Genomic DNA, 16699 nt, shown 5'->3' with positions numbered 1-16699 from the left:
CGGCGAATCGCGGGCACAAAAAAGGGCGACCTCAGGGTCGCCCTTTTCCGTTGTCTGGATTTACTGGGTGCTGATCGCACCGTCTACCAGGGTTTGCGCTTCAGCCACCAACTGCTTGAGGTGGTCGTCGCCGATGAAGCTTTCGGCGTAGATCTTGTAGATATCTTCAGTGCCCGACGGACGTGCGGCAAACCAGCCGTTTTCGGTCATCACTTTCAGGCCTCCGATGGCCTGATCGTTACCCGGAGCCTTGCTGAGAATGCTCTGGATCTTCTCGCCCGCCAGTTCGGTCGAGGTGACCTGCTCCGGCGACAGTTTGCTCAGCAGCGCTTTCTGTTCCGGATTGGCCTTGGCGTCGACACGTACCGAGAACGGTTCGCCCAGCTCGTCGGTCAGCGCACGGTAGGCCTGGCTTGGGTCGCGGCCGGTGCGGGCAGTCATTTCAGCGGCCAGCAGGGCTGGAATCAGGCCGTCCTTGTCGGTGCTCCAGACACCGCCGTCCTTGCGCAGGAACGAGGCTCCGGCGCTTTCTTCGCCGCCAAACCCCAGCGAACCGTCGAACAGACCGTCAGCGAACCATTTGAAACCGACCGGCACTTCGTACAGGCGACGGCCCAGACGCTTGGTCACGCGATCGATCAGGCCGCTGCTGACCACGGTTTTACCCACGGCCGCGTCGGCACGCCATTGCGGACGGTTCTGGAACAGGTAGTCGATCGAAACCGCCAGATAATTGTTCGGTGCCAGCAGGCCGCCGGACGGTGTGACGATGCCGTGACGGTCGTGATCCGGGTCGCAGGCGAAGGCCACGTCAAAGCGCTCTTTCAGACCGATCAGACCTTGCATGGCATGGCTGGACGATGGGTCCATGCGGATCTGCCCGTCCCAGTCGACGGTCATGAAACGGAACGTCGAATCGACTTCCTTGTTCACCACATCCAGGTCCAGACGATAGTGCTCGGCAATCGCCGACCAGTAGCGCACCCCTGCTCCGCCCAGCGGATCGACGCCCAAGCGCAGTTTGGCGCCGCGAATGGCATCAAAGTCGATGACGTTGATCAGATCGGCCACGTAGGTGTTCACGTAGTCGTGGCGATGGGTGGTGCTGGCTTTGAGCGCCTGCTCGTAGCTGATGCGTTTGACGCCTGCCAGTTTATTGGCCAGCAGTTCGTTGGCCTTGGCTTCGATCCACTTGGTAATGTGGGTATCGGCCGGGCCGCCGTTGGTTGGGTTGTACTTGTAGCCACCGCTTTGAGGCGGATTGTGCGACGGGGTGATGACGATGCCGTCGGCCAGGCCGGTGGTGCGACCACGGTTGTAGCAAAGAATGGCGTGAGAGACAGCCGGCGTCGGGGTGTACTCATCCCCTTCGGCGATCATCACGGTCACGCCATTGGCCGCCAGTACTTCCAGGGCGCTGGCCCCTGCCGGAGTCGACAGCGCATGCGTGTCGATGCCGACGAACAGCGGCCCGGTGATGCCCTGGGCTTCGCGATACAGGCAGATCGCCTGGCTGATGGCCAGAACGTGCCACTCGTTGAAACTCAAATCAAAGGAACTGCCCCGGTGCCCAGAGGTGCCGAACGCCACGCGCTGGGTGGAAACCGAGGCGTCGGGTTGACCGGTGTAATACGCCGTAACCAGTCGCGGGATGTCGACCAACAGTTCTGCCGGTGCCGGTTTGCCCGCAAAAGGACTGAGTGTCATGCAAAACCTCTGAAATAGAGTGGTTCAAGAAATTACAAGGGAGTTTACTGGCAGTTTGTCCGGAGTGCGATGGGGTCTATTGCACACAGGCCGGGTGTTTTCGAACATCCGCCCGCGGAGCCAGTCGTAACGCATCCCCAAGCAATCCGACAAGTCTTAACAACTCGAGTTCGGCGCTGCCGGTCACACTCAGACGCAGGTTCTGCGCGTGCAGCCCCTGGAGGCTGAACAGCTCTCCGGGTGCAATCAGCACGTGTTGTTTAAGTAACCGCTGAAACACGGCATCCATGGTGATCGGGCGCGCAGAATGCAGCCAGATCGTTGCACCGCCCCGGGGTTCGATGATCTGCACAACGTCGCCGAGGCGTTCGTGTATCAGCTCGATCCATCGCGTCCGACGCTCCCTGAGTATGCGCTTGAGCACCGGCAAGTGCTGGTCGACCCGCCCGCTTCCATAGAGTCGGGCGATGGCCTTTTGCCGGATCGGTGAAAGGCGAAACGAACGCAACAGGAAGTGACGCTGCAAATCGGCGCGCCATTGTCGCGACAGGACAAACCCATAGGGGGCTTCAACCCCGATGATTTTTTCGAACATGGAAAAGATCAACAGCCGGTCGGGATCCACCAGCTCGCGCAGTGGCTCACCGTCATCGTCGTCCAGCAACTCGCCATGACAATCGTTCTCCAAAACCCAGGTGCCATGACTCGCGAGAAGTTGTGCGACGGCCTGGCGACTGTCCGGAGGGTGACGACTGCCGTGGGGCATGTTCAGTTTCGAGGACAACAGGATCAGCCGCACCCGCTCGGTTTCGAGCAGCCTCTGCAGTGTCTGCAGATCGAGCGCCCCGTCTGGCTGAATCGGGAGTTCAATGACCCGGACTTCGGCAGACTCAAGCAAGCGCAGGATCATCCAGTCACACGGCGACTCGACGACTACGGTTGAGTGGCGCAGCCCGAGAACTGCGATCAGGATTTCCAGCACCCCTCTCAGATCGGCACCGATATAGACATCTTCGGCGTGCCAGCAATGTGTCGCCGACGAGGTGTAGCGGGCCGCCAGCAACGTGCGCAGCTCCAATTCACCGCAAGGCTGGGCGGGCGTCTGCAAGTGCTGGGGATACTGACGCAGCAGCTCTCGCTCGAGCGTCAGCAAGGGACGATCCAGGGGCTGAACCAACGCCGGCTCATCGGCACTCAGTACCTGCATGCCAGCGCATCTGGCATTGACGTAGACCGTTTCCAGCAAATCACTGCCGCGTCCTGGGGGCATGACCGTCGATGTCGCCTGTGCAAAGTATCCGGACTTGGCCACGGAGTAGACCCGGCCTTCTCTCTCCAGCAGCGCGTAGGCGTACTGAACGGTCGAGATCGATACGTTCAACCGTTCGGCCAATTGCCTCAACGATGGCAATCGAATGGCTCCCTGATTGCCCGGTTCGCTGATCAGTTGGGTCAGGTAGCGGTAGACCGCCTGATAGGCAAAATCGGAGGTTTGCGACTCATTCATGAGCCGGTGCCCGTAGATACTTCCCCGTGGCCGGGCAGCAAGATCACATTCAACCTTCCGCCGAACGATCACTCGCTGTGACCTCGTGCTCGGGCAATTCCTGCGTTTTGGCGAAAGGCTCACCCATCCGGATTGCATCCATTGCATACAACCGACAGATCAGTCGCAGGGGTAAACCGCTGACATCGGTCATCCATTGCAGAACCTGCTCTGGCGCGTGCAGGCCCTGCATGGCACGGTGCAGATCGGGCATGGCGACCAGCATGCCCGGATGGCAAGTGCGCAAGAATCGTTCAAGGCCGGCGCCGGCATCGATAAAGGGCGCGAACAACAGACAAACCACCTGCGCCTCGTTGAGGCCGAAATTCTTTTGCAGCGCCGCCGCAGCCAGCGACCGCTGGCCGTCCAGATCGGAGAGATTGCCGAACCGGGATATGAAGCGTTCGCAAACCTGTTCAGGCGTGTTCCGGCGGCGCATCATCGCCAGGCATTGCTGCAGATAGTCCGATACACCGGCCTCGTAACTGCGGCCTTCCAAGTAACTGGCTTGCAGCCCCTTCAGGTAGGCACCGAGCAAGGGGTCGTTACATTCACCGGCACGCGCTTCAAACATCAGTTCATCGGCTTGGAACCCAAGAAAATCGCTGAGCAAAGGCCAGCGCTCCTCCATCTTGCCGACCACCATATCGTCGATGCCGATATAGCTGGTGCGGCGACAGGCCTCGAACTCACCCAGCGGCCGCCATGGCACCCGGTCTTCCTCGGAATAGAGCTCGCGATAACAATCGCCACCGATGCTGTCGAGCAATCCGAACAGTTCATCGAACCCCACTCCCCTTCGCACCAGCTCGCCAATGCCGGCCTTGCGCACCGCCCGGTCGAGACCGTCGATAAACTGCTCCTGACGGCGCGCGTTGTCGCTGCTGATCAAGGCGTCGACACCGTTGTTCCAGCGGGCAACCTGGCCATAGAACTCGGCAGTGGTCAGATACAGGTCGTCCCACAGTGTCAGCTCCTCATCCCGTCCACGACGATGACCCACCATCAGCAGATTGAGTCTGCCGGCCTCTCGCCCCTCATCGCTGACAGGCGCCAGATGGTTGAAAGGCAGGATCTCGCGATGATCCACCATCAGAAGCTCGACCCTTGGGTCGTCATGCAGGAACAGAGCACTGAAGCTGCGATGCATGTTGTGCAGTGCGGAATCCGGTACGCCATTGCAACGCACGGTGGCGACCCGCAACTGAAATGTGGCGGGCGCACGGCCGGCGATGCTCAACTGGGCGGCGCGTAACAGGGCCAGGCTGTAACAGCAATCACGGGTACCGGATTGAGTCACCAATACCTTGAATTCACCGATGCGCTCCATCCCCCCCGCAGCAACCGCCAGGCGCTGGATCAACAGCTGCAATGCCGTGCGTTCGGCACGTGAAAAGAAACTCAGCAGGCGTTGCAATACTTGCTGGTAGACATAATTCATTGCCTGATCATGGATCGTGCTCATCAGTACTTCACCCGGTATCAAAGGTTTATATCGCGCGGCCACGAATGGCGAACGCACAATCATTCTTCATTAATTAATAGACGCTGAAATGCTAACACTTAAGTTTTCGTAGTTATTTGAAACAGTTGAGCGCGCGGCGTCTCGGATTTGCGAGCAGCATGACCGAAAGCCCCGTCGTAGCTGGGCTCTTCGAGAAAGTGAGTTTTCCTAGGAAACTTCTTACAAGCCCCTGCGCACGATGAGCACAAGAAAAAAAGAAGGGATTACATAGCGCCCCTACAAACATTAAACAAAAGTTTGAGGCGCGATGATAAACAGCTGATTGATATTGCACGGAGCAAATAGAATGCACAGACATAGCTCATTCCTTGAGATGAAAGTAGTCATTCAATTATCAGGGTCTTAAGGGCAATTAGAAGATACAGATCGAGAGCAAAAACCAGTTCAGTTGCTGAACAGCCCCAGGCGTCTGGCCCAGGGTTTCTCGATGTCTGAAGGAAAAAACGCACAAGAGTCCGTGGGGCCACGGACTCTAATTGGAAGGTCAGGCAGTTTCGATTTGCAGGGCAACCCGCTCGCGGCATGGGCACTCGTCCATGTAGCGGTGAGCTTCGACAAACTCGTTGAACGGAAACACCCGGGTCTTGAGCGGAAGCAGCACACGGTCGGCGGTGAGCTGGTTGATATCACGCAAGGCACGTTGCAAGGCGACGTGGTCCTGGATGATGCCCAGCTCTGGCTTGCCGGTGAAGTTGCCGATGCAGTGCACGAAGAACTGAATGTTCTTCTGGAACGCCGCACAGGCCGGGAACGGCGTCTGGTTGCCGCCCTGCAAGCCGTACAGCACCAGGCTTCCACGGGGCGCCAGCACATCACCGAGCAGCGACATCTGTGGCCCGCCGAGCCCGTCGAACACCACGTCGACACCCCGGTTGTCGGTGATCTTGTTGATTCGCATCAACAGGTCTTCTTCTTCGGTGACGATCACTTTCTCGGCACCGAGCGACAGCAGGTACTCGCGCTCTTCCGCCGTTTTGGTAGCGGCAATCACCCGCACACCCAGCGCCTTGCCCAACTGGACGAAGGACGGCCCGGCACAGTGGCTGGCGTCGGTCACCAGGGCGAACTGTCCGGGTTTGACCCGTGCCAGATCGACGTAACCGAAATAGGCGATCAACAGCGGCGTGTAATGCACGCTGGCTTCAATCGGGCTGAGCACGTCCGGATAACGGGTCAGCGCGGTGCGCGGCAGAACGATCAGTTCGCCGTAGACCGGATAATCATTGGGGCTCTCGGCCGGGAAGCTGGCCACCTTGTCGCCCACGGCCAGATCTTCGACGCCGTCGCCGATGGCCGTGACCACGCCAGCCATTTCATGACCCAGGCCTGAAGGCAGACGCGCCTGGGACGACGCCAGATTCTGGCGCCACAGCGTGTCATACCAGCTGATGCCGATTGCCTCGACACGCACCTGCACTTCGCCAGGACCTGGCTGAGCAGCCGCATGCTCTTCGCATTTGAGCACCTCGGCCGGACCAAACTTGTGAAAACGGATCGTGCGGGACATCGCAAACCTCGTCAAAGTAACCTCTAATGCCCTGAACTCTATCTGGGCTTTCCAGCCAAGACTATCAGTGGCTATTAATAGTCGACATGCCTGTCATTGATTCCGCAGCATGGCCAGCATTGAAAAAATCCATGAAAAATCTGCTGCCGCCTTCTCAGTAAAGCTGAATTACCCGGTGCAGAGTACCAGCCTTTCCCCGTAAGATTCATGCCGGCCATTGTTCTCATATGGTCGCTCTCGTCAAGCTTGATGACTCTGCCAGGACTCCAGATGAATCGTAATGACCTGCGTCGTGTCGACCTCAACCTGTTGATCGTGTTCGAAACGCTGATGCATGAGCGCAGCGTGACCCGTGCGGCGGAAAAGCTGTTCCTCGGACAGCCGGCGATCAGCGCGGCGCTGTCGCGCCTGCGCGGCCTGTTCGACGATCCTTTGTTCGTGCGCACCGGACGCAGCATGGAACCTTCCGCCCGTGCGGTGGAAATCTTCGCCCTGCTCTCCCCGGCCCTGGACTCGATTTCCACCGCCGTCAGCCGTGCAGCGGAATTCGACCCGGCCACCAGCACTTCGGTATTTCGCATAGGCCTGTCGGACGATGTCGAATTCGCGCTGCTGCCGATGCTGCTCAAGCGCCTGCGCGCCGAGGCGCCCGGCATTGTGCTGGTGGTGCGTCGCGTCAACTACATCCTGATGCCCGGTCTGCTCGCCTCCGGCGAAATCTCCATCGGCGTCAGCTACACCACCGACCTGCCAGCCAACGCCAAACGCAAGGTGCTACGCCGCAGCGCCCCCAAATTGCTGCGCGCCGATACCGTGCCGGGGCCGCTGAGTCTGGACGATTACTGCGCCCGCCCGCATGCGCTGGTGTCGTTTGCCGGCGACCTCAGTGGTTTCGTCGATGAAGAGCTGGAAAAACTCGGGCGTAAACGGCATGTGGTCCTGGCGGTGCCGCAGTTCAATGGACTGGGTACGCTGCTGGCGGGCACCGACATCGTCGCGACCGTCCCCGATTACACGGCGGAAGCACTGACGGCGGCTGGTGGTCTTCGCGCGGAAGATCCACCGTTGCCGACGCGCACGTTTGAACTGCACATGGCCTGGCGTGGGTCGCAGGACAACGATCCGGGTGAGCGTTGGTTACGGTCGCGGATTCAGATGTTTTTTGGCGACCCTGACAGTCTCTAGGTTTCGCCGGGCGGGCTGTTCATCTGATCATTTCTCGCTTTTCCTAGGCCATGTAGATCCGTTCACTTCCAGTGGATTGCTACATTGGGGACACATCTGAGGGCATGCATTGGATGGTGCGAAAAGGATGCCCCACTATCTGGAATAACTGCACATGTCGGTCTTGCGTATAGCTGGTGTATTTGGATGCATTTGGGTAGGTTCGGTGTTGGCCGCGGAACCGACCGCAAAAGTCGTGCGGATTGCACAACTGGTGATAGACCCTGCTCAATTGGCGGCTTACCAAACGGCGGTCAAGGAGGAAATGGCTGACTCTGTTCGCCTTGAGCCAGGCGTGCTCGCGATTTATTCGGTGGCGGAAAAGGACCACCCGAACCGCCTTCACTTCTTCGAAATCTATGCAAACGAAGCCGCCTACAAAAGCCACATCGCCTCTGCCCATTTTCAGAAATACGTGAATACGACAAAGTCGATGATCGTTTCCAGAACGCTTATAGAAACCGACCCGGTGCAACTCAGCGCTCAGCAAGGTCAATGATTGGGCAATTATTTGCTCGGATTGTGCAATCAGGCCCGAAGGCACAGCTCTATAGTCAGCCGTTATTGAGAGCAAATTGCTGCTCACACATTCCGGAGAGCTATCATGAGCGTCCTCACCATCAATGGCCGTGAATACACGGTTGACGTAGATCCCAGCACCCCCATTCTCTGGACCCTGCGTGACACCCTGGGGATGACCGGCACTAAGTTTGGCTGCGGCGCGGCGCTGTGCGGCGCCTGCACTGTTCACCTGGATGGTCAGACCATTCGATCATGTGTGACGCCAATAGCCGCGGCCGAAGGTCGCAAGATCACCACCATCGAAGCCGCGACAAATGGCAGCGACCCGATCGGTACTGCCGTGCATGAGGCTTGGGTCAAGCATGACGTGGCGCAATGTGGCTACTGCCAGAGCGGTCAAATCATGAGCGCGACGGCTTTTCTAAAGGCCCAACCCAAAGGCAAGCAACCCACCGCTGCCGAGATCGATTCAGCCATGGCGGGCAATATTTGCCGCTGCGGTACCTACGCCCGTATTCGCGCGGCGGTGGCGGACGCCGCCAAAGTCCTTGCCTGACCGGAGCTCACCATGCTGAACGACATCTTTACTACAGAGCTCCCCCGTGCCCTGCAACATCTGCTCGAACGCGATCAAGCCCGCGGCTCCTTCACACTCCCACGCCGCGACTTCCTCAAGATCGTCGGCATTGGCGGGCTGGCTCTGGGTGCATTTCCTCACCTGGCGCTGGCGCAGGAGGCCAACGGCGGTGACGTTGCGCCGCTCAAACCGAGTCAGCAGCCCTCTGCATTCGTGCAGATCGCGTCCAACGGAGAAGTCACGGTGACGATCAACCGGCTGGAGTTCGGTCAGGGTGTTCAGACCGGACTGCCGATGATTCTCGCTGAGGAGCTCGATGCCGACTGGAGCCTTGTGCGCAGCCGCAACGGCAGTAACAACAATGCCTACCAGGACCCGCTCTTCGGCATACACCTTACTGGCGGCTCCAATTCGATCAAGAACAGCTTTACACAGTACCGCGAGCTGGGTGCCCGCGCTCGGGCCATGCTGCTCTCGGCGGCGGCAGCGCGTTGGAACGTGGACGTGGCGAGCCTGACCACGAAAGCGGGCATGGTGTTCGGCCCTGCCGGCCATAAAGCGAGCTATGGGGAACTTGCAGAGGCTGCGATGGCGTTGCCCGTGCCCGACAAGGTCACGCTCAAGGATCCCGGGGATTTCCGCATCATTGGCCAGGCCACTACGCGCATCGATGCCAAGGCCAAGAGCAGTGGGCAGCAGGATTTCGGCATAGATATGCACTTGCCCGGACAGCTCACTGCCGTCGTTGCCCGCCCACCGGTGTTCGGTGCAAAAATCGCGTCCCTGGATGACAGCGCAGCCCGTGCCATTAAAGGCGTAAAAGCGGTATTGCGCGTGCCGCTGGACCGCGGCGCCGAAGGTGTTGCGGTGGTTGCGGACGGTTACTGGCAGGCAAAGCTGGCTCGTGATGCGCTGAAGGTGGAATGGAACTCGACCAGCGTTGAAAAAGTGGACAGCGAAAAACAATTGGCGCAGTACCGGAAGTTGGTCAACCAACCTGGTCCACGCCAATTTGATGCCGACATGACGCCACTTGCTTCGGCGCCGCATCAATTGGATGCAGAGTTCGTATTCCCCTACCTCGCCCACGCCCCCATGGAGCCGTTGAATTGCACCGTCCAGATTTCTGAGGGGCGCGCACAGCTATGGGTTGGCACTCAGTTCCCTGGCGGCGACAGTACAGCTGCCGCAAAGGTGCTGAATCTTAAGCCAGAACAAATACAGATCAACGTGCAAACGGCTGGCGGTGGCTTTGGCCGCCGCGGCGTGCCGAGCAGTGATTTCATTGTGCTGGCTTGCGAGGTGGCCAAAGCTGCGCGTGTCGCCGGACTGACCGTTCCTATCCGCACCCTCTGGAGCCGTGAAGACGACATCAAAGGTGGCTACTACCGCCCCATGTATCTGCACCAGGCGCGTATCGGTTTTGACGACAGCGGTAAGGTGTTGGCCTGGGATCACGCCCTGATCGGGCAATCCATCCTCGTTGGTACCGTGTTCGGCGGGCAAGTGAAGAACGGTATCGATCCCACCGCGACAGAGGGGATGCGTGCCCCTTATCCGCTGCCAATGCGCCTGACGGTTCATCACCCGGAACTCAACGTACCGGTGTTGTGGTGGCGCAGCGTGGGGTCGACCCATACGGCCTTTGTGATGGAGACGCTGATCGACGAGATCGCCCGAAAAACTAAGCAGGATCCAGTTGATTACAGGATGAAGCTATTTGCCGACCAAAGTCCGCGCCATCGGGCCGCACTGCAACTGGCGGTGGACAAAAGCGAATATGGCAAACGCCAGCTGCCTGCCGGCCGTGCCTGGGGGGTGGCCGTACACGAATCGTTCAGTTCGGTAGTCGCTTACGTCGTCGAAGCCTCAGTGCAAGACGGTCGCCCGGTGCTGCACCATGTGACTGCTGGCGTCCACTGCAATTTGGTCGTCAACCCACGCAGCGTTGAAGCCCAGGTGCAAGGCGCTGCGCTTATGGGGTTGTCGATGTGCCTGCCGGGTGGTGCCATCACCCTGAAAGAAGGCGTAGTGCAACAAAGCAACTTTGCTGACTTCAGCGTCCCGCGCATCACCGACATGCCCGAGTTCGCGGTTCATGTAGTGCCAAGCGCAGAGCCCCCCACCGGGATGGGTGAGCCCGGCCTGCCAGCGCTGGCCCCCGCTTTTGCAAACGCCATAGCCAGTTTGACGGGTAAGCCAATACGTCAGTTGCCCTTCAAACTCGCATAAATCGACGAAGCAAGTGCCTGGCTATGATGGTGTGCTGTTACACCATGATCGCCAGGCGCTGACTACCCGCAATCAGCGTTAAATCTCGCCAGGAAATAAATGTGGCTATTTTTTGATTGGAAACACTGGGCCGTCATTTTGGTCGTGGTGGTCTTGGTCTTCGGCACGAAAAAACTGAAAACCCTGGGCACGGATATGGGGGAGACAATCAAAGGCTTTCGCAGAGCCATGAGCGAGGAGGAAAACAAACCTGAGGAGCTGGCTTCTACCGCGCAGGCCCCCGTCAACTCTATCCACCGGTTCGAGGCTGGAGAGGCCTAGAAAAACTAGGGGTTACGCACCTATCGGTGGCCTCTTATGGGAGATCGGAACAGGACAACACAAAGGTCTCTGTTGCAGGCTCATCCCACAACCAACCATTAACGTCACATGCGAATCCGTTTGATATCGCGCTGAGGTGGCTCTCCGAACAGACGACTGTATTCGCGGCTGAACTGCGATGAGCTTTCATACCCCACCAGCCCGCCCGCACTGCTTGCATCGATATTCTGGCTGAGCATCAACTGTCGAGCTGCCTGTAGCCGCAACTGCTTCTGATATTGCAGCGGGCTCATCCCGGTCACGGCCCGAAAGTGTTGGCGAAACGTGGAAGGGCTCATATGCGCTTGTACCGCTAGATCATCCATGCGCAACGCCTGACGAAAATTAACTTTGAGCCAGGCTAATGTCTTGGCAATTTGCTGGCTGGGTGAACCGGCGGCAATGACATGCAGCAACTGCGGCCCATGGGTTCCGTTTAACAGCCGGGCAATGATCTCTTCCTTGATCAGCGGCGCGAGGGTCTCAATCCAGTGGGGTTCTTTGAGCAGGTCCACCAAGCGCCTCAGCGCATCCAGCACCCCCACATCCAAAGGCTGTACGGTCACGGGACGAAACGCGTCATCTCGCATACGTTGCGATAACCGCATGCGCTCGGCGACCTGCGTCACGGTGGTACTGTCGAGAGCCAGCATCATGCCGAGGAATGGCTTGAGCGCGCTGGCTTGAGTGACATGGGAAGTGACCGGGAGATCGACACTGGTCACCATCGACTCGCCGGGCGTATAGGGGAGCACCTCACTGCCGACGATCACCTGCTTGCCGCCTTGCAAGGTCACGCCAATTCCCAGGCCGTAGATACAGTGCATGGGCGCCGTAACGGCTTTACGCCGATGCAGGCTCAGACCGGGAATGTCGGTAATGCGGTCACCATCGCCAGGAACCAACTGACTGACCGATTTAGCGAGACGCGTGATATCAGTCATGATTTGGTCGTTAGACACATCGCTATTCACATTCAACTCCAAAAAAACCAGACTTAGAGATGGGCACGATTCAAGCCATTACTCATCCTCACGTCGACAAGTGCTGCGCTTGCATCTGCGCGACGACATTGAAGGAGCTGAAGAGCAGTGCTTTAGCCGAAGGTTGGCCCGCCATGTGAAACAGATCGAGCTCCAGGCACTGCGCCCTCTCCAGCGCTTGCTCCGCGTGTTCCCTGGAGGACCAGAGAAGCTGCATGAGCGCGTGATCGCCTTCGTCACTCACTTGCACGCACGCTCTGATGAACCCTGGACATGAGCAGGTAAAGCGTTCAATACGGCTCATCAACGACGCCACCAGTTCCGGCATGTGGATAGGGTCGACGGTAAACTCAACGAAGTGACTGAAGCCGCAGTTTCGTCTTGACCAGTTCATGAAGGCTCTCCAAAAAAGTTATCGTACGGCCGACGTGCACTTCCAGTTTTCATGCCCATGTGAACAAGCGGTTGAATACGCCGCGCGGGGGCCCGCAATGTCCGGATCGAGTACTGCCTGGAATGACCAGCGAGGATTTGCCGGCAAGGTTCGAGCGAAACCAACCAGGTCCAGGCGTCCTTTAATACGCAGGGAGCCAGAAGAGAGGCCATTTGAGGTCCTTCATCGTTGATCAGCATGGCCTCAGTATGCTGCGCCAACGAACCTCGCTTCTTGCCCGATCAAGGCGATTGATTGCCTGATTCAACGCTTATCAAGCAACATCAACCCCGCAGACCTAGTTATTTCAATATATTTCAGAAATGAAAGCTGCCCGAATCAATCAGAACGCCTGACACCTACAGCGCATGAAAAATGTAGTCAGTGGGCAGTTGGTCATCAAACGCCAAGCCCACCTGGTGAAGCTGCTCGCGCAACGCCGGAGCATCGACGCGGACTTTCCAGTTGGAACGAGCATGCCCCACTTTTCCAGCATCGTAGCGGGCAATCGCCTCGGCGAGCTTAGGGCGATCTGGCAAGTACACCGCCAGCGCATTTCCTTTCCATGCAGCCACGTTCAGCCCCAAGGTTTCACAAAGCGCAATTTTTGCCTGCGCATCCTCTCTGTCAGCCTGGCGGGAGCGTTCAATCTGATCAGCAAGAACCGGATCAACGATCCGATCTGTAAACAACACTTCACCCTCCTCCCAGACTTCGGGCGGGCAAATCTTGTGTTCCGGATCAAGCGCAATGAACGGATTGATCTCCGCCGGATATATACGACACACCAGCGGCCGCTCTTCATAGATGCCGCAACGACCGTCATCGCCGAGGCTTGGGCATTGCACCAGCGCATTACCCGCAAACACTGCAATGGCCCGCACATGAGAATTACCGCAAGGCACCTCGACTGCGCGTCCTGCGGCGTGGGCAAACTGTTGCGGCCCAGCAGTCCAGAAGGACTGTTCAAATGCCTCCAGTATGATCGCGACCTCATGACCTCTTTCCAGCCACTGCCTTGTCTCGTTCAAAGTCAGTGGAACCAACCGCCCCTTGCAGCAGATCCCGCAGCCATTGCACGCAAACCGGATGCTGTTGTTTTGCATATCCCTACTCGCCTGTAAGTTCGACTTTCCACAGAAACACCCGCCACCTGCCCACAGCACAGGCAGGTCTTGAGGCACCTTGGGAGTATGTGAAATGCAGCGCGGTTGCGTTTGCTCGATCGAGTGGCATCTTTGCTCGATTCAAGCGATCTCAAATGCGGGAGATTGAGGAGCGGCGGGAGCTACTCGTCGAGTGGTCTGGGCCTCCCCACTGATATTGATGTGGCTGAGGCACGCTGACCGAGGTTCGCAGTTGCGCACCACGGCCAAATCTACGTTACGGTGTGCCCTGGAGTTTGAACCAGCCCGTGGTGGCCTCGATTACACTCCACAGTTTTGGCGGAATTGCGATCTGCGAAACACGTGCCGGGTTAAGCGCCGTTTGAATCTGATCGTCGTGGCCTTTTTCTGCCAGTTCCACCCAGTCAGGATTTATGACAAGGCCCTGTCCAACCGCGACGAGCGACAGGCCGAGCTCAAGCGCTTCCTCGGCTTGGCGGGGCGTCTTGATCTGCCCGGCGGCAATCACCGGGATGCGTCCGTCGACATGATCCAGTATCACCTTCGCCGTGGTCTGATCACCCTGTCCGTCGACAGGTACCGTTTCCAGCACGCTTCCCAGGGAGACGTGGAGATAGTCGATATCGCTTTCGATCAGTCCATCGACAAGCACGCAGGTGTCGTCGATGCGCAATCCATTTTCGCCAGATTCATCTGGCGAAATGCGATAGCCGAACAGGAACGGTCGATCAGCGTGTGCCTTGATGACTCGATGAACCTCATGCACAACCGCCAATGGAAAACGCAGACGGTTCTCGAGTGAGCCGCCCCACTCGTCATCGCGCTGGTTGAACTTCGGAGAGAAAAAATTCTGGATCAGAAATCCATGGGCGCCATGCAGTTCTATACCATCAAATCCTGCCTCGATGGCACGACGCGTCGCCTCACCAAACGCCAGGATAACGTCGTGAATTTCTTCCCGGGTCATTGCGCGCGGGGTAGCGGGAACGCTGAACGGTCCTGCGTCAATACTCACTGCACTGGCGCTGACAACGTCCGGCACCAACTCCATAACGGCCTTGTTACCCGCGTGGAACAACTGCAGCACTGCCGTTGCACCACCGCTCTTCGCGGCCTTTGCCAATCGCTTGAGACTGGGAACGAATGCATCGTCGAACGCTGCAAATTCGTCAGTGAATCCAATACCGTTGGCGAGCACGTGCGTGCAACCGGTGATCACCAGACCGACACCGTTTACCCGACGCTGGTAGTAAGCAATTTCCTCGTCGGAAACAGTACCGTCCGTGTTGCCGGCCCACGTTGTCATGGGGGCCATCGCCACGCGATTGCGCAACTTGATTCCGTTGTCGAACACAAACGGCTCGAACACCTTACGCGTAACCTGATTCATTTGAGTACCTGATAAAAAACGGGGTGATCAATGACGCCCTTCTCCACACCGCACCAAAACGCTCCGGCTGGAGGAAAATCGCTAATGGACGCCTTCAGCGGCTTTCACCTTCTGAAGGTCACTGGGTGACGTCGACGGCACGCATATGCATTGGGCTCATTCGACCACCGTGCACCGTCAGCTTTGCCAGAGCAGCATCCATTTCCACCAGTTCGGCGGCCGTCAGCCTCACGTTGACGGATGCCAGGTTCTCCTGGAGGTGATTAAGCTTGCGTGTGCCTGGAATCGGGACGATCCAGGGTTTCTGCGCAAGCAACCATGCCAACGCTATCTGAGCGGGAGTGGCATGCTTTTCCATTGCGAACAGCCTGAGCAAAGCAACGATTGGCTCGTTTGCTTCCAGGTTCTCGGGCGTGAATCGGTCAAACCCTGAACGCAGATCGGTGTCGGCGTCGAACCGCGTACTGCCATTCAGCGTACCGGGTAAATAGCCCATACCCAGCGGGCCCCAGCACACGAAACCGATACCCAGTTGTTCACAGGTATCAAGGACTCCGTTGTGCTCGACGCTTCTCTCCATGACGGAGTATTCGGTTTGGACCGCAGTCACACGCTGAACGGCATGCGCTCGGCGAATGGTGCTTGCACTTGCCTCCGAGAGACCAAAGTGCAACACCTTGCCCTCTTTTATAAGGTCCTGGACCGTACCCGCAACATCCTCTATCGGTACGTTTGGATCGACTCGGTGTTGATAGTAGAGATCGATACGGTCGGTACGCAGCCGCTTCAGCGAGCCCTCAAGCACCTTCCTGATATGTTCCGGGCGGCTATTGAGGGCGCCGCCGGCATCCATGTCGAAACCGAATTTTGACGCGACGACAACCTCGTTGCGAAATGGGGAAAGCGCTTCACCTACCAATTCTTCATTGGTGTACGGTCCATACACTTCGGCCGTATCAAAAAAAGTGACGCCCTGTTCATGAGCCGTGCGGATGACCTTGATGCCCTGCTCCTTGCCTGCAGGTGCGCCGTAATTGGCGCTGATGTTCATGCACCCGACACCGAGTTCCGAGACTTCCAGCAAACCCAGCTTGCGCGTTTTTGTGACGCGCGCCCCGCTCACTTTTGCGCTATCCGGCGAGGCTGCCCAGGACAGCGGAGCAACACTCAAACCGGCCCCAACGACCGCCCCGCCAATCAAAACGTCACGGCGACTGAAGCCTGGATGATCCTGGAATGCGTTTTCTGATGTGCCTCTATTGTCCTGCTGCATGATCGGGTCCTGTCTGTAAATTGCTGCCATGGGATAGACGTTGGTTAAACCCGTCGATACCCCGGGTGAATCCTGGTTTCAGTATGCGGCGCACCTGCCGGGATCATTTGCCCGTTTTGTCGGCATCACTGCCTATTCCAAGGATTCTTCTGAGCATTTCAGACAGTCAGCGGACCGCGCGGTCGTTTACAGAGGGGAGTCCGTACCCTGGGAAAAGAACGCCGGGAACAACCAGATGCTCTGCCACTGGTGCCCCGCAGGGGTGGCGTAGTAATCAGAGACATGGCCCGCGA

14 protein-coding genes are annotated in these 16699 nt (G+C 58.1%); 5 read left to right on the top strand and 9 right to left on the bottom strand.

What is annotated here, in order from left to right:
- Positions 1–60 precede the first annotated feature (60 nt).
- The 4 genes from pgm to PDR5_RS14390 all read right to left on the bottom strand — a co-directional run bounded on the left by pgm (position 61) and on the right by PDR5_RS14390 (position 6285).
- Positions 61–1707: a phosphoglucomutase (alpha-D-glucose-1,6-bisphosphate-dependent) gene (gene pgm / locus PDR5_RS14405; RefSeq protein WP_064596506.1), complete on the bottom strand. Its 1647-nt coding sequence runs from the start codon at positions 1705–1707 to the stop codon at positions 61–63.
- A 76-nt stretch (positions 1708–1783) separates the two neighbouring features.
- Positions 1784–3214 carry an aminotransferase-like domain-containing protein gene (locus PDR5_RS14400; protein ID WP_064596503.1) on the bottom strand — a complete coding sequence of 477 codons (1431 nt, stop codon included), beginning with the start codon at positions 3212–3214 and terminating at the stop codon, positions 1784–1786.
- A gap of 49 nt (positions 3215–3263) precedes the next feature.
- On the bottom strand, positions 3264–4718 hold the full coding sequence (locus tag PDR5_RS14395) for a hypothetical protein (protein ID WP_064600815.1): 1455 nt from the start codon (positions 4716–4718) through the stop codon (positions 3264–3266).
- Positions 4719–5262: 544 nt separating this feature from the next.
- Positions 5263–6285: a zinc-dependent alcohol dehydrogenase family protein gene (locus PDR5_RS14390; protein ID WP_064381679.1), complete on the bottom strand. Its 1023-nt coding sequence runs from the start codon at positions 6283–6285 to the stop codon at positions 5263–5265.
- A gap of 270 nt (positions 6286–6555) precedes the next feature.
- Here PDR5_RS14390 and PDR5_RS14385 point away from each other — a divergent pair, with 270 nt between their 5' ends.
- From PDR5_RS14385 to tatA, 5 genes are all read left to right on the top strand, one after another.
- A complete protein-coding gene (locus PDR5_RS14385; protein WP_039768298.1) occupies positions 6556–7470 on the top strand; it encodes a LysR family transcriptional regulator in 915 nt (304 codons plus the stop codon).
- A gap of 154 nt (positions 7471–7624) precedes the next feature.
- Positions 7625–8008 carry a putative quinol monooxygenase gene (locus PDR5_RS14380; protein ID WP_064596500.1) on the top strand — a complete coding sequence of 128 codons (384 nt, stop codon included), beginning with the start codon at positions 7625–7627 and terminating at the stop codon, positions 8006–8008.
- 105 nt (positions 8009–8113) lie between these two features.
- Positions 8114–8587, top strand: a complete 474-nt coding sequence (locus tag PDR5_RS14375) for a (2Fe-2S)-binding protein (protein ID WP_064596497.1) — start codon at positions 8114–8116, stop codon at positions 8585–8587.
- A 12-nt stretch (positions 8588–8599) separates the two neighbouring features.
- Positions 8600–10840, top strand: coding sequence for a xanthine dehydrogenase family protein molybdopterin-binding subunit (locus PDR5_RS14370; protein WP_064596495.1), 2241 nt, complete (start codon positions 8600–8602; stop codon positions 10838–10840).
- A gap of 99 nt (positions 10841–10939) precedes the next feature.
- Positions 10940–11161: a twin-arginine translocase TatA/TatE family subunit gene (gene tatA / locus PDR5_RS14365; protein WP_064596492.1), complete on the top strand. Its 222-nt coding sequence runs from the start codon at positions 10940–10942 to the stop codon at positions 11159–11161.
- Between the two features lie 104 nt (positions 11162–11265).
- Here tatA and PDR5_RS14360 read toward each other — a convergent pair whose 3' ends face one another.
- From PDR5_RS14360 to PDR5_RS14340, 5 genes are all read right to left on the bottom strand, one after another.
- The gene (locus PDR5_RS14360; RefSeq protein ID WP_064600813.1) at positions 11266–12144 is read right to left on the bottom strand and encodes an AraC family transcriptional regulator; all 879 of its coding nucleotides are present in this window, start codon (positions 12142–12144) and stop codon (positions 11266–11268) included.
- A gap of 88 nt (positions 12145–12232) precedes the next feature.
- Positions 12233–12577, bottom strand: coding sequence for a hypothetical protein (locus PDR5_RS14355; protein ID WP_064596489.1), 345 nt, complete (start codon positions 12575–12577; stop codon positions 12233–12235).
- A 398-nt stretch (positions 12578–12975) separates the two neighbouring features.
- Positions 12976–13722 (bottom strand): YkgJ family cysteine cluster protein, encoded by a 747-nt coding sequence (locus PDR5_RS14350; protein ID WP_064596486.1) that lies wholly within the window; start codon positions 13720–13722, stop codon positions 12976–12978.
- 277 nt (positions 13723–13999) lie between these two features.
- On the bottom strand, positions 14000–15133 hold the full coding sequence (locus PDR5_RS14345) for an NADH-dependent flavin oxidoreductase (protein WP_064596484.1): 1134 nt from the start codon (positions 15131–15133) through the stop codon (positions 14000–14002).
- 118 nt (positions 15134–15251) lie between these two features.
- Entirely contained in the window at positions 15252–16406 is a 1155-nt protein-coding gene (locus PDR5_RS14340) for an aldo/keto reductase (RefSeq protein ID WP_082934412.1), read from the bottom strand.
- Between the last annotated feature and the right edge of the window lie 293 nt (positions 16407–16699).

This window comes from Pseudomonas sp. DR 5-09, from assembly GCF_001655595.1.
Lineage (GTDB): Bacteria > Pseudomonadota > Gammaproteobacteria > Pseudomonadales > Pseudomonadaceae > Aquipseudomonas > Aquipseudomonas pharyngis.
The sequence above is the reverse complement of the archived record's forward strand: the minus strand, read 5'-3'. Positions and strand labels throughout refer to the sequence as shown.